21 protein-coding genes are annotated in these 25,787 nt (G+C 54.8%); 5 read left to right on the forward strand and 16 right to left on the reverse strand.

Going from position 1 to position 25,787, the window contains the following annotated elements; all coding sequences use genetic code 11:
- Positions 1-4: 4 nt before the first annotated feature.
- The 4 genes from CYQ09_RS00190 to CYQ09_RS00205 all read left to right on the forward strand — a co-directional run bounded on the left by CYQ09_RS00190 (position 5) and on the right by CYQ09_RS00205 (position 5,190).
- Complete coding sequence (locus CYQ09_RS00190; protein WP_239495814.1) at positions 5-1,015, forward strand: FecCD family ABC transporter permease; 1,011 nt, start codon at positions 5-7, stop codon at positions 1,013-1,015.
- A complete protein-coding gene (locus CYQ09_RS00195) occupies positions 1,012-2,061 on the forward strand; it encodes a FecCD family ABC transporter permease (protein ID WP_106743403.1) in 1,050 nt (349 codons plus the stop codon). The genes CYQ09_RS00190 and CYQ09_RS00195 overlap by 4 nt, the downstream gene beginning before the upstream one ends.
- A gap of 119 nt (positions 2,062-2,180) precedes the next feature.
- Positions 2,181-4,328: a condensation domain-containing protein gene (locus tag CYQ09_RS00200; protein WP_106743404.1), complete on the forward strand. Its 2,148-nt coding sequence runs from the start codon at positions 2,181-2,183 to the stop codon at positions 4,326-4,328.
- 34 nt (positions 4,329-4,362) lie between these two features.
- On the forward strand, positions 4,363-5,190 hold the full coding sequence (locus CYQ09_RS00205; protein ID WP_239495815.1) for an ABC transporter ATP-binding protein: 828 nt from the start codon (positions 4,363-4,365) through the stop codon (positions 5,188-5,190).
- Here the strand turns inward: CYQ09_RS00205 and CYQ09_RS00210 are convergent, their stop codons facing one another.
- The 12 genes from CYQ09_RS00210 to CYQ09_RS00265 all read right to left on the reverse strand — a co-directional run bounded on the left by CYQ09_RS00210 (position 5,191) and on the right by CYQ09_RS00265 (position 20,521).
- Positions 5,191-6,984 carry an ABC transporter ATP-binding protein gene (locus tag CYQ09_RS00210; protein WP_106743551.1) on the reverse strand — a complete coding sequence of 598 codons (1,794 nt, stop codon included), beginning with the start codon at positions 6,982-6,984 and terminating at the stop codon, positions 5,191-5,193.
- Complete coding sequence (locus tag CYQ09_RS00215) at positions 6,984-8,819, reverse strand: ABC transporter ATP-binding protein (protein ID WP_106743406.1); 1,836 nt, start codon at positions 8,817-8,819, stop codon at positions 6,984-6,986. The genes CYQ09_RS00210 and CYQ09_RS00215 overlap by 1 nt, the downstream gene beginning before the upstream one ends.
- 167 nt (positions 8,820-8,986) lie before the next feature.
- The gene (gene speB / locus CYQ09_RS00220; protein ID WP_106743407.1) at positions 8,987-9,841 is read right to left on the reverse strand and encodes an agmatinase; all 855 of its coding nucleotides are present in this window, start codon (positions 9,839-9,841) and stop codon (positions 8,987-8,989) included.
- Complete coding sequence (nspC, locus tag CYQ09_RS00225) at positions 9,838-11,010, reverse strand: carboxynorspermidine decarboxylase (protein WP_106743408.1); 1,173 nt, start codon at positions 11,008-11,010, stop codon at positions 9,838-9,840. Before nspC ends, speB begins: the two co-directional genes overlap by 4 nt.
- A gap of 7 nt (positions 11,011-11,017) precedes the next feature.
- A complete protein-coding gene (locus CYQ09_RS00230) occupies positions 11,018-12,223 on the reverse strand; it encodes a saccharopine dehydrogenase family protein (protein ID WP_106743552.1) in 1,206 nt (401 codons plus the stop codon).
- Positions 12,224-12,244: 21 nt separating this feature from the next.
- Positions 12,245-14,140 (reverse strand): biosynthetic arginine decarboxylase, encoded by a 1,896-nt coding sequence (speA, locus tag CYQ09_RS00235; protein WP_106743409.1) that lies wholly within the window; start codon positions 14,138-14,140, stop codon positions 12,245-12,247.
- Between the two features lie 288 nt (positions 14,141-14,428).
- The gene (locus CYQ09_RS00240; RefSeq protein WP_106743410.1) at positions 14,429-15,502 is read right to left on the reverse strand and encodes an ABC transporter ATP-binding protein; all 1,074 of its coding nucleotides are present in this window, start codon (positions 15,500-15,502) and stop codon (positions 14,429-14,431) included.
- Positions 15,499-16,323 carry a carbohydrate ABC transporter permease gene (locus CYQ09_RS00245; protein ID WP_430383316.1) on the reverse strand — a complete coding sequence of 275 codons (825 nt, stop codon included), beginning with the start codon at positions 16,321-16,323 and terminating at the stop codon, positions 15,499-15,501. The genes CYQ09_RS00240 and CYQ09_RS00245 overlap by 4 nt, the downstream gene beginning before the upstream one ends.
- Positions 16,323-17,225, reverse strand: a complete 903-nt coding sequence (locus CYQ09_RS00250; protein WP_106743412.1) for a carbohydrate ABC transporter permease — start codon at positions 17,223-17,225, stop codon at positions 16,323-16,325. Before CYQ09_RS00250 ends, CYQ09_RS00245 begins: the two co-directional genes overlap by 1 nt.
- Before the next feature lie 69 nt (positions 17,226-17,294).
- The gene (locus CYQ09_RS00255; protein WP_106743413.1) at positions 17,295-18,515 is read right to left on the reverse strand and encodes an ABC transporter substrate-binding protein; all 1,221 of its coding nucleotides are present in this window, start codon (positions 18,513-18,515) and stop codon (positions 17,295-17,297) included.
- A 27-nt stretch (positions 18,516-18,542) separates the two neighbouring features.
- The gene (locus CYQ09_RS00260; RefSeq protein ID WP_106743414.1) at positions 18,543-19,481 is read right to left on the reverse strand and encodes a sugar phosphate isomerase/epimerase family protein; all 939 of its coding nucleotides are present in this window, start codon (positions 19,479-19,481) and stop codon (positions 18,543-18,545) included.
- Between the two features lie 5 nt (positions 19,482-19,486).
- A complete protein-coding gene (locus CYQ09_RS00265) occupies positions 19,487-20,521 on the reverse strand; it encodes a Gfo/Idh/MocA family protein (protein WP_106743415.1) in 1,035 nt (344 codons plus the stop codon).
- Between the two features lie 172 nt (positions 20,522-20,693).
- On the opposite strand from CYQ09_RS00265, the gene CYQ09_RS00270 reads away from it, so the two are divergent.
- Complete coding sequence (locus tag CYQ09_RS00270) at positions 20,694-21,722, forward strand: LacI family DNA-binding transcriptional regulator (protein WP_106743553.1); 1,029 nt, start codon at positions 20,694-20,696, stop codon at positions 21,720-21,722.
- A 228-nt stretch (positions 21,723-21,950) separates the two neighbouring features.
- Here CYQ09_RS00270 and CYQ09_RS00275 read toward each other — a convergent pair whose 3' ends face one another.
- The 4 genes from CYQ09_RS00275 to CYQ09_RS00290 form a co-directional block, all read right to left on the reverse strand.
- Positions 21,951-23,228 carry a lanthionine synthetase LanC family protein gene (locus CYQ09_RS00275; protein ID WP_106743416.1) on the reverse strand — a complete coding sequence of 426 codons (1,278 nt, stop codon included), beginning with the start codon at positions 23,226-23,228 and terminating at the stop codon, positions 21,951-21,953.
- Positions 23,225-24,214, reverse strand: coding sequence for a T3SS effector HopA1 family protein (locus tag CYQ09_RS00280; RefSeq protein ID WP_106743417.1), 990 nt, complete (start codon positions 24,212-24,214; stop codon positions 23,225-23,227). The genes CYQ09_RS00275 and CYQ09_RS00280 overlap by 4 nt, the downstream gene beginning before the upstream one ends.
- Positions 24,211-25,305 (reverse strand): phosphotransferase, encoded by a 1,095-nt coding sequence (locus tag CYQ09_RS00285; RefSeq protein WP_106743418.1) that lies wholly within the window; start codon positions 25,303-25,305, stop codon positions 24,211-24,213. Before CYQ09_RS00285 ends, CYQ09_RS00280 begins: the two co-directional genes overlap by 4 nt.
- A 64-nt stretch (positions 25,306-25,369) precedes the next feature.
- Positions 25,370-25,612: a hypothetical protein gene (locus tag CYQ09_RS00290; RefSeq protein ID WP_106358258.1), complete on the reverse strand. Its 243-nt coding sequence runs from the start codon at positions 25,610-25,612 to the stop codon at positions 25,370-25,372.
- Positions 25,613-25,787: the final 175 nt, after the last annotated feature.

Consider the following 25,787-nt stretch of genomic DNA (forward strand, 5'->3'; position numbering starts at 1 on the left):
ACGCATGATACCGCCCCTTTCGTCCATGCCGCGCCTGCTGCTTTGGGGTGCAATTCTATTCGTTGTGTTGACGGCAATCGCCAGCCTTTTTGTCGGGCCACGGGCGATCACACCCGCGACAACATTGACCGCGCTACTGGACTTTGATGCCGGGAACGGCGCGCATCTGTTGGTGCGCGACCAGCGTCTGCCGCGTGTGTTTCTTGCGCTTTGCGTCGGCGCAGCGCTTGGGGCCGCAGGCGGAGTGATGCAAACGCTGACGCGCAATCCGCTGGCTGATCCGGGGCTCTTGGGCATTTCAGCGGGTGCGACGCTCGCCATTGTTTGCCTGATCGCTGCGACTGGCCAAATCAATATCGCTGCTTCGCTTTGGGCGGGCATATTTGGGGCCGGGGTTGGTGGCGCAGCCGTATTTTTGCTGGGTGGGATGACCAAAACACATGACCCGGTGCGGCTGGTACTGGCAGGTGCGGCCTTGTCTATCGTGCTGATGACGCTGACACGCGTGATCACCGTAAACGCCGAAGCCCATGTTTTCGATCAGTTCCGCCATTGGGCTGTCGGGTCATTGCAAGGGCGCGGTTGGGATGTTCTGTGGCCCAGCATCTGGCTGACGCTCATTGGGGGCCTTGCTGCGGTCGCTTTGGCGCGGCCCCTTGATGCACTGGCACTAGGTCAGGATTTCGGCCAAAGCCTTGGTGCTGATCCGCGCCGTGTCTGGTTTGCGGCAGCCGCCGTGATCGTCGTGCTTTGCGGGACAGCGACAGCGGCAGCCGGGCCAATCAGTTTTGTCGGGCTAGCCGCGCCACATCTGGCACGCCATATCACTGGCCCTTCGCATCGCGCGCTGCTGCTTCTTTCCATGCTAATCGGCGCGGCGCTTGTCAGTGTCGCTGATCTGGCTGGGCGGCTGATCGACCCGGCCGCACAAATCGACGTTGGTATCATGTCCGCACTTATCGGCGGGCCGATCTTTGTTGCTTTGGCACGGCGCCTAAAGATGAGCGGGCTATGACGACTGCACCAAACATAATCCTACGTTGGCGGGGTTGGTCGTTGCTTTTGGCACGCCGCGCACTTTGGCTGAATATCATCCTGTTTGGGCTGCTCGTGATTGGCTCCACGACAGCGCTCATGCTCGGGCGGCTTCCAATTGGTCCGCAAGAGATTTGGCAGGTCATCACGGGCAACGCCCCATCCCGTGCCGTCGAACATGTGCTAACTGACATCCGCCTACCACGGCTTTTGGTTACAATCGGCGCAGGTGCGGCACTTGGCGCATCGGGTGCGGTGTTTCAAACCATATCGCGCAATCCGCTTGGGTCGCCTGATGTCATCGGTTTTACCGCAGGCGCTGCCACCGGTGCGCTGATTTGGATCATCGGCTTTGGCGGTACAGGCGCAAATGTCGTGCTTGCGGCAATGGCTGGCGCGCTTCTGACTGGCGTCGGCGTTTACCTGCTGGCACGCAAAGACGGCAGGGTCAGCGCCTATCGGCTTGTCCTGACAGGGATCGGGGTTGGTGCAGTGCTGCACGCGGTCAACGCACTGCTGCTGGTAAAAGGCGATCTAGACGTCGCGATTTCGGCGAACCTTTGGCTGGCGGGATCCGTCGACGGGCGCGATTGGGGGCATGTTTGGCCCTTATGGCTCGGGTTGATCGCGCTGATGGGGCCGATGCTTTTGGGAATGCGGCCGCTAGGAATGATGGAGATGGGCGACGATTTGGCAGGACCACTTGGCGTGCCCGTCGAACGGGTACGGCGCTGGATGCTACTGGGCGCGCTGATACTCGCCGCCCTCGCGACAAGCGCCACCGGACCGATCGCCTTTGTCGCGCTAGCAGCCCCGCAGCTTGCACGTCGGCTGGGGCGTGCACCCACACAACCGCTTATTGGGGCGACGTTGTTTGGCGCTTGCCTCATGCTTGGCGCGGACCTTTTGACACGGATTGCGCCCTTCGATCTGACCATGCCAATCGGCCAAGTCACCGGGATCATTGGCGGGGTCTACCTGATCTGGTTACTGGCCGGAAATCGGCTGCGGAATGGCCCCACATAATCCCGACAAAAAAACTTGACATTACGCTAGCCCTGCCCTTGTTTACACACGCCAGATCCGGCCCCGCGTGCAAGGGTCCCCAGCCCAAAACGACGCCCCCGGAACCAGCAGGACACATCATGACCAAGCATAACCCGCATACCGACAACCAATTCGGTTCTCGCCCTGCGACACCTGATGAAGCACGGATATGGCTTGAACACATGCAGGCCGAAGATGGTCTTGTGCCTTCTGTTCAGCTTGTCCAACTGCCTGCGGAAACCGAGCCGGGCACAATCGCAGCAGCTTTTGTTCAACTGGTGATCGATACGCCGGAATTGGGGCGGAGCTATCATTTCGATGATACGGGCGAATTACTGGTACATCCGTCACAAACCACCGTTGGCCTGCAAATCCGCTGGGCGCAAAACGCATCGCAGGTGACGCAAGTTGTAACGGATTTAGCTGCCGAACATTGGGACCTTGCGACGCGCGGACCATTGGGGCTCGTGCTGATTATGGCGCAAAACACGACACATCTTGCGTTGATCCGGCACCCGATTGCAGCTGACCTGCCAGATAGCGACACGCTGTTGGCGACCCTCGCGCCGCAAGCGGAAAATCAGGCGACTGACCTTGCCATTCAGGGTACGGCTACAGATCAAACCACACAAACCATCCTTGATGAATTCCGGCTTGCGCTTGATGCACCCGAGATGACAGCCGACAGCGACTTTTTCGATTTCGGTGGGCATTCGCTGGTCGCCACCCGTGTCATCGGACGGCTGGCGTCGCAATACGGGATCGAACTGCGGTTCAACGACCTGTTTTCACATGCCACCGCTGCGTCACTTGCCAAAGTCGCCAAGATCGAAACGCCTGCCGCCGACCAGCAAGCCGACGATTGGGCTGCGGTGAAACCGGGGCCGCTTCCGACGCTTTATGAAACCACAGAACGCACCCCCCTGTCCCATGCGCAGGCGTCATTGTGGAAAATCTACGCAGCCCTTGGGTTTGGCCCGATGTTCAACATCCCCTTTGTGCTGCGCTTTCTTGATCCGGTTGATGAAACCATATTCGCCGCCGCCTTCCGCGATATTCTTGAACGTCATCCTGCCCTGCGCAGCCGGTTTATCGCCGAAGGCGACACCGTCGAACAAGAATGCATTCCAATGTCAGAGGTAGACCAACAGCAATGGTTCTGGCCGTCCGAAGGTGTGCAAGACCCCGCGCCGATCCTTGGCGCAGAGGCCGGTTACGACTTTGACCTCGCGCGTGAACTACCGATCCGGCTGCGTTTTGTGCGCGACGCCGAAGGGCAAACACTGTCATTCCTGTTCCACCACATTGTCGTGGACGAATGGTCCGTCAACCTGATGATGGATGACCTTGCCAAAGCCTATGCCGCAAGGGTCGCTGGCAATGCACCCGACTGGGGACAACCCATCGCGCCATTCCACGCCTTTGCCCACAAACAAGCGGCGTCTGGATTTGACCAAGACGCGTTGGACTACTGGGTTGATGCGCTTAAGGACGCGTCACCGCCCCAGCCAATCCGCACCGCGACAGCCGCAACTTGGCAGCCACCGACAGATGGTCATGCCGCCGACGGTGGCTGGACCGAGATCATGCTTGATCGGCCCGTTTCAGACGCGCTTTACGCGCTGTCCAAAGACTGCTCTGCCTCGCTGTTTAACACCGTTTACGCGGCGATTTCATGTGCGCTGCAACGGCTTGCGGGGCTCGATGACCTGACAATCGGCACATCGGCGTCAGGGCGCACCGACCCCGAATATTTCGACACCATCGGGTATTTCACCACTGTGACCGCCCATTCGCTGCGCGCGCCCGGTCACCTGACGCCACGGGCGCTGATCGGCAACGTACGCGACATGATCAATGGATCGCTGCCTTACTGCGAAATCCCAATCGACCTTGTCGAAGATGCGCTGACGGGTGGCAAAGCCCCCTTGGGCGAACACATGTTCGAAGTCTTCATTCAAATCCACGCGCAAAACAAACTGAACGGCACGCTAGAAGGCCCCCAAGGCCCGATCCGGTTCCGTCAAGTCGACCCCGAGAAAAGCGACTCTGTGCTTGGCCTACAATTCGAGGTCGTCGAAGACGTGATCGAGGGCGCAAAACGCCTGCGCGTAATGATGAGCTATCGCACCGCGCATTACGGTCCCGATGATGTCAAAGCACTGATTTCAGCAGTCGAAAATAGCTGTGCAGCCTTCGCCAGCGACAATGCCGCTGATCGTCCGCTCGCCGAACTATTACCCTAATCCCTTGCCCGTAATTCGCCAGTCAGAGGCCACCTTGAACGCAATTTCACGCTCTCATAACGCCCCAAACCAGCAGCCCATCACAAAAACCCCGCGCCTTCAGGCGCAGGGGCTTTCGCTTAGCTATGCTGGCAAAACTGTCAGCGCAGATATTTCGATGGGCGTCGAAGAGGGCAAGTTTTCCGTCATTATCGGCCCGAATGGCTGTGGGAAGTCCACGCTATTGCGGGGGCTTTGTAATTTGCTGCCGCCAAGTGCGGGTCAGGTGCTTCTTGATGGCCATGACATCGAGCGGCTCCCCCCGCGCAAGCTCGCCCAAGAAATCGGGTTGTTACCGCAAAGCGCACAGGCCCCTCCAGGGATCACTGTCGTCGATCTTGTCGCGCGCGGGCGCTACCCGCATCAGGGCCCGTTCCGGCAGCAAAGCGCGGAAGATGAACGTATCGTCTCCATGGCAATGGACGCCGCCGGTGTCGCCGATTTGGCGCATCACGACGTCGAAGCGCTCTCTGGTGGCCAACGCCAACGCGTCTGGATCGCGCTTGTGCTTGCCCAAGAAACACCGATCTTGTTACTGGATGAGCCGACGACATATCTTGATATCGCGCATCAGCTTGAACTGCTTTCGCTGCTGCGCCAGTTGAACCGTGAACGGGGGCGCACGATTGTGGCTGTGTTGCACGACCTTAATCAGGCCTGCCGCTACGCCGATCATCTGGTGGTGATGATCGCTGGCAAAATCGTGGCCGAAGGCACGCCAAAGGCGCTTATGACACCAGATTTGTTGCAGCAGGTATTTGGGCTGGATGGGATCATCATCGACGATCCCATCAGCCATACACCGATGATCGTGCCGCGCTGATTAGCTCGCGACTGACCACTTTTTGACCGCACCTTGCGCCGCCCACATCCGGGCATAGCGGCCGCCTTTGGCCAGCAAATCGGCATGCTTTCCTGCTTGCATAAGGGTGCCGTCTTCGATCACCAAAATTTGGTCTGCACCAACAATGGTGGACAGGCGGTGCGCAATCACAATCACCGTCTTCTGCGATACCAACGCATCCAGCGCACGCTGCACGGCCAGTTCGCTTTCGGTATCTAACGCCGCAGTCGGTTCATCCAAAACAATAATCGGGGCATCTTTCAACAGCGCACGCGCGATTGAAATCCGCTGACGTTCACCACCAGACAAACGGCCACCAATTTCGCCCAATGGGGTCTGCCACCCCTGCGGCAAGCGTTCGATGAAATCCAAACATTGCGCGGCTTTGGCAGCGGCGCGGACGTCTTCGTCGGTTGCCTCGGGGCGACCCATGCGGATGTTGGCAAGGACTGTATCATTGAACAGGTACACATCCTGAAACACGACAGAAATCAGACCATTGATACGATCCGCAGGGATTTGCCGCAGATCAACGCCGCCAATTGTCACCGCCCCCTGCTGCGGATCGAAATGCCGTAGCAACAGTCGGGTCAGGGTCGTCTTGCCACAGCCTGATGGACCAACAAGCGCGGTCAACGACCGTTCGGGCAGATCGGCGTTAAAGCTACTGATCGCCTGACCATCGCCCTGCGCATATGTAAAATCGACATCCTTAAACTGGATCCCGAATTCCGTGGGCACCTGTGCTGGTTCGGTTTGCGGCAAAGGCTTTGTCGCCATCAACGCGCCAATCCGTTCAAGCGCGGCTTCCATCACCTCTAGCATCGCGGTGTATAGGATAAACGTGGACAGTGGTTCGGACAGACGCACCACAATCACAAAGACAGCGCCCAACGTCGCAGGATGAAGGCTTCCGGCAACGACCAACCAAACGCCAAGCCCCAAAACCGCGACCAAGCCCAATTCAACAACGCTCGCCACGATGATGTTTGGCTTTGCGCCCTTGCGATGCCCAAACGCCTGAATCGATTCCAGTTTGTGGAATGTCTGAGAAAGCTTCTCGGCCTTTTCGCCAGCGCGACCAGCGGCCCGCAAAATCGGAAGCCCCTGCGTATATTCCAACACATCGGCGCTCGCTTCTTGGTGGGCTTGGCCCAAAATCCGTTTACCGCGCCCCAGCGCGGGCCGACGCCAACGATACAGCGGCACAATGGCCGGGAAAATCAGCAACAGCAACAGCCCCAACCGCCAGTCAAACATCACGATACCAAGCGCGGCACACAGTGGCGTAACAATCGCAGTGAACACCAAATTAAGCACGGTCAGCGCATAAAGCAGGTTCTCATCGACGTTGCCTAAAACCATCGAGTTCAACTCTCCGGCGCGTTTGTTCTGTAATTGCTCTAACGGGATTTCACGCAGTTTTGCGCCCAACTGGCCACGCAATCGCCATGTCGCACGAACCATGCGGCCGTCGAAATCAAACCCTTGGGCAAACCAACGCAAACCCGAAGCCGTACCCATCAGGGCGATCATCACGCCAAACCAGACCAACGCCCGGCTTAGGTCCGGATCAGTCGCGGCGGCAGTGAACAGCGGCGCAATCGCGGACAGGCCGAAGCCCTGAAAAGCCGCAGCAGCGATCAATCCAGCCAATGACAAACGCAGGCCCGGCGCGGCCTCTGGTCCGACGCTATCGGCTAGCTGACGGAAGGTCGTGAAAAAGGAACTCGCGCTTGTTTTACGCGGCGGTACATTTGCGGCTTTTTGCATCATTTCACCATCTCGATCACGGGTGCTTCGGGGGTGCGTGCACCGCCCAGCGACCAGTTTTGCGCCTGTTCATAATTGTTCCACAGGCGGGCATAGACCCCGCCCTGCGCGACCAAATCATCATGCGCCCCACGTTCAGCAATCTGCCCGCGATCAAAGACCAAGATTTGATCGGCATCGCGGATCGTCGCCAAACGATGCGCCACCATGATAACCGTCCGCCCGCGCATCAGCTCGGACAGGGCCGCAATCAATTCTGCCTCATTTTCTGGATCGGCAAAGGCTGTCGCCTCGTCCAGCACCAAAATTGGACGGCTTTGCAAAAGCGCCCGCGCAATCGCGATCCGCTGCCGCTGACCGCCAGATAAGAACACTCCGCGTTCACCGACGGGCGTGTCATATCCTTGGGGCAGATCGCTGATGAAACCATGCGCCTGCGCCGCAGTCGCAGCGGCAATTACGTCTTCATCACTGGCATCCGGTTTACCGATGCGAATGTTTGCAGCGATCGATTCCGCAAACAAAAAGCTTTCCTGAAACACGAACGCGACTTGTTCCATCAACTGATCAGGGCCCATGTCGCGGATATCGTGACCGCCCAATGAAATCGCACCCGATGTCACATCCCAAAATCGTGGGATCAAACGCGCGACCGTTGTTTTACCTGCACCCGATGGCCCGACCAAAGCGGTCACGCTACCTTCGGCAACTGAAAAGCTGATGTTGCGCAGCGCCGGGTCCAAATCAGCGCCATAGGAAAAGGTCACGTTTTCAAACTGCAACGCTGGCGCGTTTGGGTCCAAGGTTAGCGGGGTGTCAGATGGCGCCTTGGCCCCCTGCCCCAGCTCGGGCGCGTTCATCACCTCTTCGATGCGCGCAACGCTCAGCGATACTTTCTCGATCATGTGGCGCAGCATCATCATCGGCATCATCGCCTCGGCCATACCCGTGCAAATCAACAGCACGCCAAGCCACCGCGATACAGATAAATCGCCCGCCGATGTCAGCCAAAGCCCAGTGCCCAACACCAAGGTCAGCGTCGGCATCGGGCTAAGCACAAGCCAAGAGAACCGCGCCGGAAATCCGGCCGCACGGTACCAATCCAACATCACGGTCAGATAACCGTCCAACGCATTCTGATATCGGCCAAAGCTCATCTTGCCGCTGTCAAAGTTGCGTACAACAGGCATGGCCTGCACGTATTCAACGACCGCCGCACTGACCTGTTCACGTGCGGCGTTATATTTGCGCACCATGTCACGGCGACGTTTTTGTGCACCGTTCAAGATACCATAGCCAAACCCGAGGACAATCAAGGTCACAAGCGCCAGCCGCCAATCCAACGCGATCAATAACGCCAGCGTCACCACCGGCGTCACATAAGCACGCGCATAAAGCGGCGTCGAATCCGCCACGAACACATGCAGCGCCTTCACATCGTCATGGATCACCTTTGCCAGCGCACCGGCACCTTGGGTTTCCACATAGCCAAGCGACACCCGCGCCAAACGTTCCGCCAAACCAGTGCGCAACACGCGTTCCAACCGAAACGCTGCATAATGCGCCTGATTGAATGCACCAAGGCGGGCGACATAGGCACCCACTGTGCAGATTGCAGCACCCGCAAACCAAAGCCACGGAACCGTTGTTGGGTCTTCGATCAGGCGTTGCACAACCATCATCAACTGCAGCATCACTGCCAAACCAAACAGCGCCGAACTAGCCGAAATCGCCATCGCCAGATTAATCTGTGTCTTGACCGGGGTAAGAATGCGCCAGGGCGAAACGCGTTTTGGTTTCGGGGTTTGCTCTGCGCGCGGCTCTTTGATCGCCATTGCCTGCCTCTTCATGCTTTATGCGGGACTGTTGGCTAGGCTTTCGGCAGTGCCGCAGCAGCTTGGCTGATCGAGGCGGACGATAACAACCGCGCAGATCAACTACAAGCGCCCTCGCTCTACTGTGGCGGTATTTATTTTACGACGCCACACCCAGATAATGTTGGTTAATCAGCCATTTCCATGATGGCATAGGTGATCTGCGCCGTCGTGAAATCGGACACAGTGCTATCGTCATGGGGGGCCAGTTCCACCACATCAAACCCAACCAAACGACGCCCCTTTAGGGCATGACGGACAAGGTTAAGGGCCTGATAATACCCCAGCCCACCGGGCACGGGCGTACCCGTCGCTGGCAAGATCGACGGATCCAATCCATCGACGTCAAAGCTGACATAAATATCTTGGGGGAAATCATCGGGCAGATCGACGGCGCTGATATTTTCGGTCACCAATTCTTCGGCATCGCGATAAAAGACGCCGCAATCGGTACGACGCGCAGCTTCTTCGGTGCACAGGGCGCGCACGCCAAACTGCGCGATACGAATGCCATCTTCTTGGGCCAACAATTGCATGACCGATGCATGCGAATGGCGTTCATCTTGATAGGCAAGACGCAAATCAGCGTGGGCGTCGATTTGCACAATTCCAACATCCCGGCCCAAGCCACGCACCACACCGCGCACCGCACCATAAGAAAGCGCATGTTCGCCGCCCAAGGTGACAGGAACGGCGCCTGCTTTAACGGCGCCTTCGGTGCGGGCGGCAATCCGTTCCATGACTTCGGGCAATGGGCCGGAACAATCAACCGCATCTTCGGTCGCGATCCCTTGGGCACAGGGTTCGGAATTTCGAAACAAACGCTCTAGCTCAACGCTGGCATTAAGGATTGCATCAGGGCCGCCCGCAGTCCCTGCCCCGTAAGACACAGTGCGCTCGAGCGGCACGGGGATCACCCGAAACTTAGCCGACTGCGGATCGCGTTCGCGACCTGATAATTCGCCTTCAAGAAAATAAGTCATGACAAGCGCTCCAAGAAATCTTCATAGGTAAATTCGCGGATCATCCGCAGCTCATCCGTGTCAGAATTCCAAAGCGCAATCGCAGGCAAAGGTACCCCGTTAAACGTATTGGTTTTCACCATCGAATAATGCGCCTGATCCAAAAACGCGATGCGGTCGCCGGGTGCCAATTCCTGTGCTGGCGTATAATCACCAATCACATCGCCCGCCAAACACGACGGCCCGCCAAGACGATAGGTCGTGCCCTCTGCAACCTCGCCCAATAGATCAGGGCGATAGGGCGCTTCGATCACGTCCGGCATATGGCATGTGGCCGATATATCGGTAATCGCCAAAGGCATATCATTGTTGGCAACATCCAACACTTCGCCGACCAAGATGCCCGCATGCAGCGCGCAGGCCTCGCCCGGTTCCAGATATACGGCGACACCGTAGGTTTCCTTGATGTGCTGGATCAGCGCGATCAGCCCCGCGCGATCATAATCAGACTTGGTGATGTGATGCCCGCCGCCAAGGTTCAGCCATTTCATGTTTTTCAGCCACGGCCCAAGACGGTCTTCAACCGCATCCCAAGTCCGCTTGAGCGGTTCAAAACCCTGCTCGCACAGCGTGTGCATGTGCAGCCCGTCGATACCAATCAGATCAGCCGCGCTGACCTTTGATATCGGCGTACCAAGCCGCGAACATTGCGCTGCGGGATCGTATTTTGGGTTCCACCCTTCGGAATGTTCCGGGTTGATACGCAGACCAAGGCTAATGGTTTCACCCGCGTCCCTGGCCGCTTGTACCTGGCTGGCGAAACGCTGATGCTGGCTTGGTGTGTTAAAGATCAGGTGATCAGACAGATGGATGATTTCATCCAAATCATCCGCCTTGAACCCGGCGCAATAGGTGGTGACCTCGCCCGCATATTTTTCGCGGCCTAGCCGGGCCTCATAAAGACCCGACGCGCAAACACCCGACAGGTATTTGTTGACCAAAGGCGCTGTCGCAAACATCGAAAACGCCTTGAGCGCCAATAGAACATGCGCACCTGATTGCTTGGCCACGTCGGCCAGGATGCTCAGGTTACGTTCGATCGCGACTTCGTCCACGACAAAGCATGGCGAAGGCACACGGTTCAGGTCAAACCGCGCAAAACTAGTGCGGGAGAGTTCTTCGATATCCATCGTCCGCTTAGAACTCTGGATGCCCGTCAAGCTCGACCACCTGCCAAGGCAGACCATCGGTGTTCAGCATGTCCATGAATGCGTCTGGGTCCAGCTGTTCGGTGTTCCAAACACCCGGTTCCAGCCAAATACCTTTCATCATCATCGCCGCACCAATCATCGCAGGGACACCAGTGGTGTATGCAACGGCTTGGCTACCGACCTCGGCGTAACACTCTTCATGATCGCAGATGTTGTAGATGTAATAGGTCTTTTCGCTGTCGCCCGCAGGACCCGTGATGATGTCACCAATACAGGTTTTCCCTTTGGTCAGCGCACCCAGATCGCTTGGGTCTGGCAGCACGGCTTTCAGGAACTGCAGTGGAATGATTTCTTGGCCATTATGGGTCACAGGATCAATTCTGGTCATGCCGATGTTTTGCAAAACAGTCACGTGGTTGATGTAGGCATCGCCAAAGGTCATCCAAAAACGCGCCCGCTCGATCTCGGGGAAATGCGTTTTCATGCTTTCCAGTTCTTCGTGATACATCAGATACATGTTCTTTTCGCCCACAGCAGGGAAATCGAACGCAACCTTATGCGACATTGGCGGTGTTTCGACCCAATCACCGTTTTCCCAGTGACGCGCCGTGGCTGTCACTTCGCGGATGTTGATCTCTGGGTTAAAATTGGTCGCAAATGGCTTGCCATTATCGCCGCCGTTACAATCCAAAACGTCGATCAGGCGAATGCCGTCCAGCTTGTGTTTACGAATCCATGTCGCAAAAATAGATGTCACACCCGGATCAAAACCAGAGCCCAGAACAGCCGTCAAACCCGCCTTTTCAAAGCGTTCCTGATAGGCCCACTGCCAGTGATATTCGAACTTGGCCTCGTCTTCGGGCTCATAGTTGGCGGTATCCAGATAATGCACGCCCGCCTCTAGGCAGGCATCCATCAACGCCAAATCCTGATACGGCAACGCAAGGTTCACCACCAGTTCAGCACCTGTTTCCTTGATCAGCGCAACAGTGGCTGCAACGTCCATCGCATCCAGCGCGGCAGTCTTGATCGTCACGCCAGTGCGGGTCTTCACATTTGCCGCAATATCATCGCACTTTGAAACCGTGCGGCTGGCCAATGTGATCTCTTTGAATATCTCGGGGTGCATCGCCATCTTAACGACTGCCACGGCACCAACGCCACCGGCCCCTACAACCAGAACTTTTTCCATGTTTTGATCCTTCATTTTCATTCAGCCGTCCGTGCCAAAGTAGGTCGAACCTGCAAGACTATCTTTATAAGCTGCCATCATCGTACGCCGTTCTGCGGCATTCACCTTGCCCGCCTTTACGGCCTTTTCCACCGTCTTGCGAAACGTACCGAGGCAATCTTGGGGGTCGTATTCGACGTAGGATAAAACCTGCGCGATGGTGTCGCCTTCGACCTCATGTTCGATGTCAAAACCACCTTCGCCATCAAGCGAAATGGTCACCACATTCGGGTCACCAAACAGATTGTGCAAATCGCCCAAGGTTTCCTGATAGGCACCCACGAAAAACACGCCGATATAGTAATCCTCGTCCTTGCGCAGCTCGTGCACAGGCAGCGCGCCGGAAACACCATCAGCCAGCACAAACTGATCAATTTTACCGTCACTATCACAGGTAATATCGGTCAAAACAGCGCTACGCGTTGGTTCTTCGTTCAGGCGCTGTAGCGGCATGATCGGATGCAATTGGTCAATCGCCCAAACGTCAGGCAGCGATTGGAACAACGAGAAATTGCCGTGGTAGTAGTCAACAAACCCAGTCAGCTGTTCATCAATCTGGCCTGCACTATCTTCCAGCTTTGCCGCAGTCTTGAAACGCGACAGCAGATATAGGAAAGCCTGCTCGGCACGGGCCAAAAGCTGTAGGTCAATCTGACCACGTCGGAACAACGCACGAATTTCATCACGATAATAAATCGCGTCGTTCAACGCCTCTTGCAGGCGCGCACCCGCGATATAGCCTTCAACCGCCAACAGATCGCTTAGCAGATGATGATCACCCTCGTGGACCTCGGGTTTTTCCGAATTGTCGTACAGTGTCGCGCCCAAGATATTGAACACAAAGATCGCCGACTGCGCGACGACAAAACGCCCGCTTTCTGTCACGATCGTTGGGTGATCAATGCCCGCTTCGTCCATCGCATAAGCGACGGTTTCCACCAAATTCGTGCAGTATTCGTTCACCGTGTAATTGACCGAATTCTCATCCGGGCGGCGTTCGCCCGTATAATCAACACCCAAACCGCCACCCAAATCCATATAAGAAAGCGGCGCACCCAAACGGGTCAGTTCAACGTAAAAACGGCAGGCCTCGGTCGCGGCACGGCGGACATCCATGATGTTGGGCACCTGCGACCCCAAATGGGTGTGCTGCAACACCAGACAATCCATCAATCCGGTTTCTTCCAAACGCGCGGTCAGCTTGACCACATCCAGCGCGCTTAGGCCAAACACAGAACGGTCACCCGAAGACGCCTGCCATTTGCCCGTCACGGTCTCAGTCAGCTTGATCCGCACGCCCAGCGTCGGGCGTACACCCAATTCAGTAGCAATCCGGTACACGGTTTCAAACTCGTGCAGGCTTTCCAGCACGATGATCGTGTTAAAGCCCAACTTCTGCGACAAGATCGCAAGATGCATAAAAGCCGCATCCTTTGCCCCGTTACAGATCAACAATGCGTCCGGCGACATGGTTTGCGACAAGGCGATCAACAGCTCGGGCTTTGAACCGACTTCGAGGCCAAAGTGATACTGACGCCCCACTTCTGTCAGACGCTCAACAACATCCGACTGCTGGTTCACCTTGATCGGGAAAACGCCGCGATACTTGCCTTTGTAATTCACCTCGCCGAACGCCGTTTCAAACGCATCGTGAAGACGTGCAAGCGCACGGTCCAAATAGGGCTGAACGCGCAACAAAATCGGTGCCGATATCCCGCGCTGCGTTAGTGCGTTCATCACCTCAGGCAAAGACACCGGCGGGCTGTCGTCATGCGGATTACGCAGCGCCAAATCGCCACTATCGGCAACATCAACCAAGCCATCCGACCATGAAGAAACGCCATAAATGTCGGGAATTTCGTGGGCTGTGTCTCTCATAAGAAATCCGTGTTTCTAAGGCGAAACGGGATCACGTCGATTGGTTTTTGATGTAAAATCATAACTCCGCCCGCTATTATTGAATAGCTAGGTAGGCGAAACTTCGGCACAAAAACGAAGCGACCAACCGGGCGGGTACGACTTCTATAGGACCATGCAAAAAGAGATGCAAGCTCATCTTAGGGTGGTTTGCGATACGCAGGGGCGAACCTGTTTCGCCCCGTTATTTATGGGTGAAATTCCAAATTGAATGCGGTCTTTGGCGGTCCCACCCAATTGAAATTCACATTAAATGACCATCTGGGTTTGCGGATCAAACAGATGAATGTCTTTGGTGTTGATGCCTAAGCTGATTGTGTCGCCAACCGAAATATCGCGCCGTTCAGACAGAACGATTGTAATTTTTCCGGCGTCGCCCGCGCCAACATAGGTGGTGGAACCTGTGGATTCGATCACGCTGATTTTGGTGGTGATCGCACCCTGCCCCGCCTCTGATATCGACAAATGCTCGGGCCGCAGACCAACGGTAACCTTTTCGTTACACGCCACCTGACGCGGCAATTGCAATTCGGGTGCGCCGGTTATGTCCAGTGTTACAGCCGTACCGTCAGCGTTCGTGACGCCATCGACGAAATTCATCGCGGGCGACCCAATAAACCCCGCGACAAACTGCGAAGCAGGCCGATCATATAACTCAAGCGGCGCGCCCTGCTGTTCAATCACCCCAGCACGCATCACCACGACATGATCAGCCATTGTCATTGCTTCGATTTGATCATGGGTCACATAAACCGATGTCGCCCCCAACCTGTCATGCAACGCCCGTATTTCTTTGCGCATATGAACACGCAGTGACGCATCAAGATTGGATAGCGGTTCGTCGAACAAAAACACCTTGGGGCGCCGTACAATGGCACGGCCCATAGCCACACGTTGACGTTGCCCACCTGACAGTTCGCGCGGGAACCTGTCCAACAGGTTTTCCAAACCTATTGTTGCGGCGACCTCCTTAGCAATCTTGCGGGCCTCGGCTTTTGGGGTCTTCTTAAGACGTAACGAATAGGTCAGATTGTCGATGACTGTCATATGCGGGTACAGCGCATATGACTGGAACACCATCGCCACATCGCGGTGCCGGGGCGGCACGTTATTCATGACCTCATCGGTGATTTTCATCTCTCCGCCAGATATCGTTTCCAACCCGGCAATTGATCGCAACAACGTGGATTTACCACAGCCTGACGGACCAACCAGCGCAACAAAAGCCCCCTTTGGGATCGCAAGCTGAATACCCTTAAGCGCGTGAAAAGCCCCATAGTGTTTGTCGACACCGTTCAGTTCGATTTGCAGTTCTTCTGTCATTTGAGCGCTCCTGAAGTAAGTCCAGCGACGATGCGCTGTTGCAGCAATACAAAGGCCGCAAGGATGGGCGTAACGTAGATCGTCGCGTAGGCCATGATGTTGTTCCATTCTACGGTGTTGGGGCCCATAAAGGCGTTCAAACCAACCGAAGCGGGTTGTAGGTTCACATCTTGAATGATCGATTTTGAATAGACGAATTCACCAAACGCCTGCATGAAAATAAGAATGGCGGACACCAAAACCCCGTTACGGGCCAGTGGTAAAACCACCGAAACAAAGGCCCCAACGCGCGAATTCCCGTCAACTAATGCCGCTTCCTCTAATTCCGCAGGCACAGCCATAAAGGTGGCGCGCACAAGGATCACAAAGAAAGGCATCGCCTTTGCCGTGACCGCCAAGATGACCGCAAACCGTGGGTAATCAAGCAACCCAACAGCCGAAAACCCCACAAACAGCGGCGTAATCATCAATGACGCAGGCAACACTTGCAGCATCAACACAAGGAACAAAGCCACATCAATCCAGATGTTGCGATACCGTGCCAGAACATAAGAACATCCCGTGCCAAGCCCCGCGACAAGGATCATGGTGCCCGTCGCAATGACAAGCGAATTCCAGATAAACCGCCCCATGCCGCGAACGTCCCAAACGTGGCTGAACACGCCCCACTGTGGGTCTTTGGGAATAAAGGTCGGCGGATATGCGAATATCTCGGACCCTGATTTCAGCGCGGTGACATACATCCAATACAGCGGGAACAGATAGATGATCGCAAAGACGATCGCTGCCCCAAGGTAGATGCGATTTAAATGAGGTGTCATCATCCGCGGACCTCGTGTCTTGTTGAACGGACATAAAAGACAGAAGCCACCATGACGACCGCGATCATGATTGTTGAAATCGTCGCACCGCGCGCAAAATCATATTGGCGGAACGACAGTTCCCATGCCCAATACTGCGCAACGTTCGATGAATTGGCTGGGCCCCCGCCAGTGATCGCGGCAAACAGGTCAAACTGCTGCAACGTGAAGATCAACCCAAGCGAAATAACCGCCCCCGTGGTTGACCGCATCATTGGCACCGTGATCGTCCAAAATTTCTGAAACGCGGTCGCACCGTCAAGCGACGCCGCCTCGTACAGGTCCTTGGGAATTCCTGCCAACCCGACGGACAGCAAGATCATGTTAAACGCCGTCCCCAACCAGATGTTGGTGATGATCACAGCCCAAAGCGAATAATTGATATCAGAGCGCCAAAAGATGTTTTCCGAAATCACGCCAATACTGCTTAGCAGGTAATTCAAGACGCCAAAGTCACCGGCAAGTATCCAATTCCACGTGGCACCCACAACCAGCCCTGGCATCACCCAAGACACCAAGAACAGCCCGCGAATAAACGTCGATCCGCGAAACCCTGTATTAAAGAACACCGCCAGACCAAACCCGACAATGAACTGACCACCGATGGAACAGAACACGAAAATAACCGTATTCCACATGATAGGCCAAAACTCGGGTTGGGCGAACAGCGCGCGATAGTTTTTCAAGCCAACGAAGGGGCGAAACACTTCGCCAAGGCTGAACAGGTCAACCTCTTGAAAGCTCATCAACACGTTATAAACGAGCGGAAGCCCCGAAAAGAGAATAAGAAAAACAAGCGGGATGCCGACCAACACAAGGTCAAATCCAACGCCGTCAATGATGCTTGATCGTATCCGTTTCACCGGCCTGCTTCCCCCCTTAGAACATCACAGGGCGCGCACGCACGAATGCAGCGCCCCATGCCGTTTTGATTACTCGGCTAAAATAGCGTCAATAGATGCCTGCGCCTGATTAAGCGCATCAACAGACGTCATCTGCCCAGTTAACGCCAACTGAATTGCATCTTGGATCGCCTTTGAAATTTTCGGCCACTCAGGATGCGGACCACGGGCCTGCGCATACTGTAGCTGCTCAAGAAAGACTTGCAGCGCCGCATCTTTTGGGGCCACGCCAGTGGGTGGCAATTCGATGTCAGACCGCGCTGGCAATTGGCCAAATTCAGGGAACAACCGGTCGTCTTGGCTTGCAAAGTATTCAAGCGCTTGGAACGCCTCTTGCGGGTGGTCAGTATTGGCAAAAATAGCCCAGTTAAAGTCGCCCATCGCTGACGCGCGCGCGGCACCTTCTTCGGGGACAGGCAATAGCGCGACGCGCCATTCAAATTGGGCTTCGTCTACCATCCGGTTCAATTCCCAAGGGCCGGAAATAACCATCGCCGCATTGCCTGAATTGAATGTTCCGGTGGAATCCCACTGACCACGTGTCAACGTGTCCGGCGATGCCAAACCATCATCCAACAGCGTTTTCCACGTCTCTAACGCGTGAACAGCGCCTTCGGTGTTGATGTGGTCATAACCGCCACCCGACATCTGCGCCCAAGGCAGGAATTGAAACGTGCCTTCTTCGCTGGCCTTGGCAGAAAAAGCGATCCCATAGACAGAGTTGTCAGGGTCGTTCAACGCCCGTGCAGCAGCGACCAAATCATCCCATGTCGCTGGCGGAGTATCAGGATCAAGACCCGCTGCCTTGAACAAATCAACGTTATAATAAAGCGCGATCGTATTCGTGGCCTTTGGCACACCATACAGCCGTTCATCCCATGTGACCGAATTCAGCGGACCGGGGAAATAGTTTTCGGCGACGACTTCATCAGACGCGGCAACCATATCAGTGACATCCAAAAACGCGCCACGTGCCGCAAACAATGCATGTTCAGGGTTATCAACAGCAATGATATCTGGTGCCTGCCCCGTGGCAAAGGCCCGCATCGATTCTGTCACCACATCATCAAACTGGATCATGCGGTAATCAACAGTGATCCCGTTATCCATGTCGCTAAATTCCTGCGCAAGGTTCATCGCAGGTTGGTTTTCATCATCAAGCGACCAAATCGTGATGGTCACGTCTTCGGCATGCGCAATACTGCCCATAGACAGCAAAGCGGCGACGCTCGCTCCGATCATATATTTCATGATTAAATTCTCCTCCACTGGTGTTCGTCAGTTCTTTTCTAACGATGGATCGCCACCGCCATAGTCCGCCAGATCGTCGACGAACGATCCCCCCCGGCAAGTTTTCAAATGATTCAACGCATGGACCTGTCCGGTCATTTCAAGCGCATCGCGGTAAACCGGATCGTGCCACCCTTCGATGTCGATGGACCCTTTGTAGCCCGCCAACCGCAACTCCGAGATAATGTCGGTCCAATTGCTGTCGCCAAAACCCGGTGTGCGCATGAACACAAACGGATGTTTGCCAAAAACTCCATGCTCGCGGATGACATCGTGCCGGATTGTCGCGTCTTTTCCGTGTACGTGGAAAATCTTATCCGCCCATTTGCGAATTTGCGGCATCGGATCAATCAGATAGACCATCTGATGGCAAGGTTCCCATTCCAGACCAACATTGTCATCCGGCACCTCGTTGAACATCATTTCCCATGCGTCTGGGTTATGCGCAATGTTCCAATCACCGGTTTGCCAATTGCCATCCATCGCGCAGTTTTCAAACGCAATCCGCACACCCTTGTCAGCGGCACGTTTCGCCAAATCGCCCCAAATCTCTTTGAAACGCGGCAGGCTTTCGGGCAGCGGTCGATTACGCAGACGGCCCGTAAATCCAGCCACACAAGTCGCCCCAAAATGATGCGCGTTATCGATGCAGGCTTTCCAGCCGTCCAGCGTTTCAATGTCCAGCGCATCCGTTTCTAACGGGTTCCCGAACATGCCAATCGTCGACATGGTAATATCACGATCCCCGATCGCATCGCGGCAACGTTTGCCAAGCTCGGCAACGTCCTGCCCGGCAGTCGTTTGCCAGAAAAATGGTTCAAAACTTTCGAACCCGTGATCCGCAATATTTGCAATGCTCGCGGCGGCATCACCATTGTTGGCAGACACCATTGTGCCAATCCGAATATCTTTTGCTGGGTTGCTCATCGGTCCTAGAAATCCTGTGTGATGTTGATTTGTTTGCCGGTCTTCGCGCTTTGAATCGCGCCGAAAACCATGGCCATGGAATGCAAATTATCTACGCTGTCGGTCTCGGCGCGGTCACCTGATGCGATTGCATCCAAAAATGCCGCCAGAACGGACGCGTGGTCTTGGGTTTGGTAATCAGAAGAAAGCTCAGGAACATCAACGCGTTTGAAATCGCGCAAAAACGTCTCATCTCCGTCGGCAATATAGGCGTCCAGCTTATCTTCGCCGTTCCATATTAGATTGCCCTTTGTGCCAGTAATTCGCCACGCGGCATCCCACGATGTGCGCGCACCTTCGGCGCACCAGCTACCGCGATAGGTAAAAAAGCTACCGCCCGACATTTCAAACGTCGCAAAGGCCGATGCACCATGCGCATACCAAGACCCCTGCGGGTTTGTTTCCGCGCAGAAAACACGGGTCCCATCTTGCCCAGACATAAACCGCGCCGCATCAAAATGATGGATCGCCATATCCAAAAGCAGGACATGATCCATCTGGTCACGAAACCCACCAAACCGGGCACCGATAAAGAAATCAGCGTGTATACCAGTGATGTCACCCAACGCGCCGCTGTCCAAAAACGCGCCGATCCGGCGCACACCCGGCTTATATCTTCGGTTCTGGGTGACGGTGAATAAACGGCGGCTTTCTTGGGCTAAGATCGCCAGCTCACGTGCTTCATCCATGTTTGCGGCCATAGGTTTTTCAGAAAGAACGTGCCGCCCCGCCTTGAGCGATTTACGCACGATGTTCGCCCGCACCTCTGGCGGCGTCACGTCAAACACCATGTCCGTTTCGACATTTTCAAGGGCGTCATCAATATCTGTGAATACTTGCGCGTTCGTCAGCCCGTGTGCTGTGGCAAACGCCTGCGCCGCCGCCAGATTTGCATCCACAAGCGCGACAATTTCAACCCGCCCAACAAGCAGATCATTCTTACGAACAGCCTCGGCCCAAGCCGCTGCCATGGCCCCACAGCCAACAAGCAATGCACGCATCTTCTCTCCCCCCGGATCGCATCAGGGCAGAACCCCGAACCGATACACCGTAAACGTTTACGGCAACATTGCGGATGCTTTTGCTTCTGTCAACAAGAATCGTAAACGTTTACGATTTGCTTTTAATTGTATGCTAGGTATGACAAACTACCCCAATAATGGAGGACACACTTTGACAGGCATCCGCGATCTTGCCCGCCATCTTGATATTTCAATAGGCACCGTTTCACGCGCGCTTAATGACAAGCCGGACGTGAATCAGGACACTAAATCAAAAGTCCTCAAAGCCGCGGCAGAGCTTGGTTATGTTCCCAATCAGGCCGGGCGTGCGCTCAGCAAGGGGCGCACGAACGTGATCGGGTTCGTTCTTCAGACCGATAGCGAAGGCATGATGCAAGGCGATCTATTTTTCATCCGGGTCTTTGACGGGATGCAATCGGTTTTGACTCAGCACGGTCTAAATTTGGTGGCGCTTTTATCGCCATCAACCGTCGATCCTGAAACCTATCTGAAACAAATTGTCGCGCGCCGATTTACTGACGCTTTGGTGTTATCATCCATTCACCGTAACGACGCGCGGATCAGCTACCTGTCTGATCAAAATCTGCCATTCGCCACATTGGGCCGATCCCTCACGGACGTAGGCCAGCCCTGGCTTGATCTTGATTTTGACGGCGTCGTCGAAGATGCAATTAGACGGCTCATTGCCAAAGGGCATAGCAAAATCGCGCTCGCCCTGCCCCGAAGCGATCTGAACCTGCGCCACATTATGGTCGAAAGCTATCGACGTAACTTGGCCAAATCCGGAATAGAAGTTAACGAAGACTTCATTGTCGAAACCGACGCTGGCGACAACGGCGGTGTGACGTTGGTGCATGACCTCATAGAACTACAACCGCGCCCCACTGCGGTCATCTATTCAGATCATATCCTTCCCTTCGGGATTTATCGTGGCCTTGCAGAAAACGGGCTAACCCCCGGCCAAGATCTGTCAATCATTGGGGTTGGTACGCGACTGGCCTCGCTGCTTACCCCAAACCTAAGCCATTACAGGTTCAACTTATTTGACCTAGGGGTCCAGATCGCCGAGGCATTGCTCCCAACGATGCAAGACCGGCCGTTTTCTGACCCAAACAAAATAATCCGCGAAAGCGTGCCTTACACATTCATCGACGGCGACAGCATACAGGATATGACGTGACCGATGTCCATTGGTTGTTTTTGTGGATCAGGCCAAGATAAGAAGGTGACCGTACCTTTCCCTAGGTCAAAAGACCCAAGGTGCGATGCGTCTTTGGCCGATCATCTCGGTGCAGCTGTTCAGGGTTTACGCATCGATCGACAAGCAAAGCAATCTGTTGCGACGTAAATCAACTGGCGCGGATCAGATTGCTTGGTTCCAAAGGGCCTATGTCTACGATAGCCGTTTTCAATGGCCACCGACGCATAGCAACGAAGGGGGCCGTGCCCCGCTTACCGTGCGTAACAAAGCATATCCTGTTCCAGCCAAACCAAGCATGAACCCCGGCGGTTGATGCCTGTCACCGCCGCCATAGGGGAATGGCCGATCGTGATCAACAAAGGTATCAGCAATGAAATTCTGGACCGCACCAACAACCTGCGGCCCGTCCGCTAACAGAGCGTCATGATCTTTGAGAAACAGTTCCACATCACCACAAACCCCATGGCATAAGCACATGTTCGTCTGCGGTTTAAGGCGTGTCATCAGCGTTTGCTGCGTAAGCTGTAATGCCGTCTTTGCCTCGGCTTGAAAAACAGGGTCGCCTGTCAATTCAAAGGCACGCAACCGCGCAAGACCAATACCAGTTGATCCGTGACACCATGCGACCTCGGTTCGGCCAGTTGCCGTCGTATCGCCGTGATACCGCAAATCTGGCCAGCTTTGCTGCGCTTCATCAAACCAATGGCTTTCATAGTCAAACGCGCGTTTCCCAGCATTAACCATCGCCGGCACATCAAACGCAACGCCAAGTTCAAGCAACGCAAGCCCGATACCGCAGGCACCATGGCCGTATCCCAACAGGTTGGGCTTGGCCGTCGATGATGGTTCCATCCAGTCTGCGCCGCTTGCGTTCACTTGCATCTCGGATGTTGTGTTCCACGATAGGCCAGCGTCATCTTCGGTCGCGAGGCTCAGGATTTTATCGCCCCAAGCTAACAATGGGGCCTTAATCACGTCCCGGCCAAGGGTGTCTTGCAAAGAAATGATCGCCGGAATGGATGCTGATACGCCCAACATGACATCCAGCACGCATTTTCCATCTAAGTCGGCGTTAAGCGCATCAATAATGATCTGTGTGCCTGTATCGACCAACGCTGGTTGATCCATAAGCTGACCAATCGTGATGGCAGCATAACCTACCCCAACTTGGCCAGTGTAAAACGACAATGAAACCGTGTCCGGGCAGTCGGTATACCGCGACGTTGCGTGGTGTATCGCCCCCAATGCCGTGCGGATCACAATGGGATCGCCCGTTATCTTGCCTAGCTGCGCCAAGAACAACGCAATCCCAGCGGTGCCGTCGTAAATACTGGGGCCAAGCGACCCATACCCCGACAGCATCGACCCAAGGAACGTATCATTCACAGGCCCAAGCCAGTTACAACGATCTTGATCCCAAATCGCATCCCGCACGAGTGTCTTACCAATGCCAAATGCCGCACTAAGCGTCTGTTCGTCGTTCATTTTACTATCTCGGGTTGGAAACTGGGCAGGTCGTAAGTGTCTGTCGAACCCGGATTTAGATACAGTCGCCCGATATCCAAATTTTCTAGCGCGCAGATGTCGGTAAATGCGTTCCAAAACTGGGTCGGACAAATGACATCACCATTTTGGGCACGCAGCATCGCCTGCGCCACCAAACTGCTGCGCGATGCGCCAAAACTGACCGCATCTGATGGGTCCTCGGCAAGACCGATGCCATGCGCAATTGGCTTGGTAAACGTGGGCGACGATTGATCCAACAGTGGTTTCAACGCGTCCAATTTTTGCGAAATCGCCATGGCGCTGACTTCGAATACGCGTTTCGGAAGATAAAGTACCGCGGTGTCAGAACGTGAATAATCGCAAACGCGCACAGCCGTTTTATAGGTAAAGGGAATGCCATATTCATTCAGCGTTTCAGACAACAGCTTTGCAACCGGGGCTGCCGATTGTGGGGATGCGAGGTTGAAATAAAGCCGAACGACCTTGGCTAATTCTGCAATGTCCAACTGCTCTTGCCCGAAAATGTGGAAAAATCCCGGCTGTAGCGTTTTGGAACCAGCAAGATGGGTTACGGTTACAGGGGATCCCTGCCGAATTGGGGTTGCATCTGGGTCGGCCAAATACTGCCCTGCTACAAACTTGCGCACCGCCCCATACCGTTCAGCAATAACCGCGCCATCGGCTTGCGGGGTGCGCACGATCCAGCCGTCCTGAACCGTCCGTTTGGTTGCGTTAGCTTCTGAAATCTTAGCAATAAGGCCGTCATCCGAAGGCGTTGCCCGAAAAGCATCGGCAATCTGCCCGCTTGGATGTGTGTATAGATATTTATACACCATTTCCGTCAGTCGCAGCGTCGGATCTGCATCAGACGTCGCGGACTGTTGCGCCGGATGACCGCGAAAAAAAATCTGCCCATCGTCTTGCAGGCGGACGTTGGCCACGAATGTTTGCAACTGGTTCTTCATGCCGCGCACCGATCAGGTCGCAGTAACATTTTTCCGAAAACATCATAGGCTTGCGCCCCAGAAAGCAGCTTTGCCAACTGCACCAATGTAATCGCAAGTGGCGGCGCGTGATCCACGCCATAGCAATGTTCATATGCCGCAACCAACAATCGTGCGGCCATCATATCAATGGATTTGACGCAAAAGGTTTCTAAGTCTTGCCCTGTCATATTGCGCGCATTGATGTACCCAGCCCAAAATGCGCGCATTTCAGTAAAGGATTGGTGCATATCGAATGTTTCGGCATCGACAATAGGTGCTTTCATCGCCCGATGAATAACAAATGCAGCCAACCCGCACCCCACATCCCACGCCGGGTCGCCAATATCGGCACGTTCCCAATCTAGAATTTTAAGGGTTTCATCCTTGCTATCTTTCGCCGGAGATACGCAAAGAAAGTTTTCCCATTTGAAATCAGCATGGATCAGGCATCGCGGATTCCAATCCTTTTTGGATCGCTCAAGGCATTTACCAAGGTCAGGTTGACCCATGATCATATCGATGATTTCCGCGCTCGCTTTGCTGCGACCTTTTAGCGAAGGCAATGGGCTGGGTTCTTCGTTTAGGCGGAATATCCAATGCGGATTTTCTTCGAATGCAATGCCAAGGTCGGCAATCTCAGGGTGCGGAATATCATGATATCCCGCCGCGATAACGCCCATCTGCGCGGCTTGTACCGGCGTAATCTGCCCAACGCGGCGTGATTTCGTTCCTAAATCTTCCGCGTCAGTAATAAGTTCAAGCGTCATCGAAGCGGTAGTTGGATCAAAATGGAGCAAACGCGGCATCGCAGCGCAAAGATGCGCGAATGCGGGTTTCGTTGCTACAGCTTGGTAAATTTTCGCTTCGGTTGTGACGGATTCAAATGTGCCCGCCTCGCCCTCATGCGCCTGTTTGATGAAAAATGATGGGCCATGAAGTTGTTTGAAAACAAAAAACCGGTTCCGCTGCCGCCCCATTAGGAAAACTGTTGAACCGTTCACAATATCCGTGCGTGATATCAGGTTTTGGCTTTCGAGGGTCTGGATAATATTGCGGGCGATGGGTTCCACGGACTGTCCTTAGGCGCTGGCTTGGCAGTAAAGAGGCAGCAGCAAACGCTACTGCCCCATTGGTTTAAACAGTGCAAACAGCTGTCCATGCTGTTGAAACACAGCCAAGCTTAGACGCGCCAAGCGCATCCATATGCTTTTGTGCTGCGGCTTGTGCTTCGGCGACATCGCCAAAAGAACAGCCAGCTGTGAACAGAACGCTAACGCATCCTTCGGTTACTTGAACTGGGTTCGCAGCAGCGGCTTTTGTCGCCTCTTCTACGTCACCGAATGTACAACCTGCAGTAAAAGCTACACTAACACACATAATATTTCTCCCTAAGTGTTGGTTAGCGCGAAACGAAATGTCACCGCGCGCTTAATTGAATATCTGCTAGGCGGTGGTTGGGCTGTGCGCTCGGGCACGATAAATCGAATGTCTTTTTTTCTCAAATTTGGTTCCGCTGGTCATTCGGCCAACACATGGGTCGGAAATACATCAC

The sequence above is a fragment of the Yoonia maritima genome, from assembly GCF_002933395.1.
Lineage (GTDB): Bacteria > Pseudomonadota > Alphaproteobacteria > Rhodobacterales > Rhodobacteraceae > Yoonia > Yoonia maritima_A.